The sequence below is a fragment of the Microbacterium sp. CPCC 204701 genome, from assembly GCF_004010105.1.
In the GTDB taxonomy this organism is placed as follows: Bacteria; Actinomycetota; Actinomycetes; order Actinomycetales; family Microbacteriaceae; genus Microbacterium.
In genome coordinates this window covers 1-2,051 of the sequence record NZ_RRYE01000466.1, presented here as the reverse complement: position 1 = coordinate 2,051, position 2,051 = coordinate 1, and the positions used below count along the sequence as shown (strand labels likewise).

3 protein-coding genes are annotated in these 2,051 nt (G+C 69.9%); 2 read left to right on the top strand and 1 reads right to left on the bottom strand.

Annotation, left to right across the window (positions count from 1 at the left end):
* Positions 1 to 1,215 (bottom strand): sensor histidine kinase (locus EIO58_RS16850; RefSeq protein WP_164861819.1); only part of this gene is annotated, 1,215 nt, incomplete at its 3' end.
* Between the two features lie 182 nt (positions 1,216 to 1,397).
* Here EIO58_RS16850 and EIO58_RS16845 point away from each other — a divergent pair.
* Together EIO58_RS16845 and EIO58_RS16840 are read left to right on the top strand one after the other, a co-directional pair.
* Positions 1,398 to 1,835: a VOC family protein gene (locus EIO58_RS16845; protein ID WP_127820436.1), complete on the top strand. Its 438-nt coding sequence runs from the start codon at positions 1,398 to 1,400 to the stop codon at positions 1,833 to 1,835.
* 1 nt (position 1,836) lies between these two features.
* On the top strand, positions 1,837 to 2,051 hold a 215-nt coding region (locus tag EIO58_RS16840), incomplete at its 3' end, for a winged helix-turn-helix transcriptional regulator (protein ID WP_164861818.1).

Here is a 2,051-nt window from a genome sequence, read left to right as displayed (position 1 = left end):
CGGTCGCGGACCCGCCTCCAGCGTGCCGCCCGAGGCGAGGGCGCGCTCGCGCATGCCGACGAGCCCGAGGCCCGGCCGCATGGCGACGACCGACCGGCCGGTGTTGGTCACCTCGAGCTCGACGGCGTCGCCGCCGCCGTAGCGCAGGCGCACATCGGCCGAGGCATCCGGCCCGGCATGTCGGCGCGCGTTCGTGAGCGCCTCCTGCGCGACGCGGTAGACGTTGACCTGCACCAGGTCGGGCAGGTCCACCGGGTCGCCCACGACCGTCATCGTCGTCGGCAGGCCGTTGTCGTTCGCGTGGGCGACGAGATCGCCGAGTCCAGAGAGGTGCACGGTCGAGCCGCCCTCGTGGTCGCCGTCGGGCGTGCGGAGCGTCTCGAGCAGCTGGCGCAGCTCGTCGAGGGCCGAGCGGGCGGATGCCTCGACCCCGAGGAGCGCCGAGCGCGCGGCATCCGGATCCCGGTCCAGCACGGCGCGGGCGGCGCCCGCCTGCACGCCCATCGCCGACACGTGATGAGCCACGACGTCGTGCAGCTCGCGGGCGATGCGGACGCGGTCGAGTGCGACCGCCTGCGCCGCGGTGACCTCGCGCTCGCGCTCGAGCTCGTGTGTGCGCTCCTCGAGTGCCGCACGCTCCATCGCCGAGGCGTACGAGCGGTCGCCGAGGTAGTACGCGCCGCCGAAGTACGCCGCGTTCACGAGGAACTGGATCAGCATGTACGCCGCGAACGGCGAGAACAGGCCGCTCCGCGAGAGGAACCCGTCGGACGGGTCGATGGCCGCCTGGAACGTCGTGATGATGAGCCACACGAACATGCCGACGATGACGCCGACGCGCACGTACATCGCGCGGCGGCGGTCGCCCACCCAGGCGCCCACGGTGTACATCGCGATGAACAGCGAGATCTGGTTGACGTACAGCTCGGGGATGCGCGCCGAGACTCCGATGAAGAACACGATCGCGATCGCGACCAGCGCCACCTCGGGGAAGCGGCGCCGGATCGCGAGCGGTGCGGTGAGTCCGAGCGCGTACAGGAGTGCCCAGCCCATTCTCGGCGCGCTCTCGTCGCCGAAGAATCCCGCCACCGACCCGAGCGCGGAGCTGATGACGGCACCGACGAGGAGGGCGCCCGCGAGCCACACGTCGTTGCGCAGCTCCTGCGCGGTCGGCGGCGGGCGGTGCGCCCGGCGGGCGACGAAGGCTTCGAGCATGCCTCCACGGTAGGCGGCGGCCCGGGTCTCGGCATCCGTCGTGCGGGGGAGAAGGCTAGGAACTTGTTATTGACAAGCTCGATTGCTTTTTGCAAGTATTGCTCGATGAGCTCACCGACCGAGGCGAACTCACCGACAGGGGGCGGGGTTCGTCCCGCACACGACCAGCAAAGGGCAGGGCAATGACGCACATCTTCGTCAACATCCCGACGAACGACCTCGAGAAGGCCAAGACCTTCTACACGGCGCTCGGCGCCGACATCAATCCGCTCTTCACCGACGAGAACGCCGCGTGCGTCGTGTGGGACGACAACGTGTTCTTCATGGTCGTCACGAAGGACTACCTCGCGACGTTCACCGACAAGCCGATCGCCGACCCGAAGTCGGTCGCGCAGACGCTCGTCGCCCTGAGCCGTGAGTCGCGCGAGGAGGTCGACACCACGGTCCAGGCGGCGCTCGCCAACGGCGGCACCGAGCCCAAGGAGCCGCAGGACTACGGCTTCATGTACAGCCGTCAGCTCGAAGACCCCGACGGCAACATCGTCGAGTTCGTCTACATGGAGCCGCAGGCGGCCGAGCAAGGCCCCGACGCGTACATGGCGGAGCAGGCGCAGGCGTAGGGTGGCGGCCCGCAGCTACGGGCAGTACTGCGGGGTCACGACGGCCGTCGAGCTGATCGGCGAACGGTGGGCGCTGCTCATCGTCCGCGATCTGCTCGTAGGGCCCCGCCGCTACACCGACCTCAAGCAGGGGCTGCCCAAGATCCCCACCAACATCCTCTCCACGCGGCTCAAGGAGCTGCAGGAGGGCGGTGTGGTGCGCCGCGTGCCGCTGCC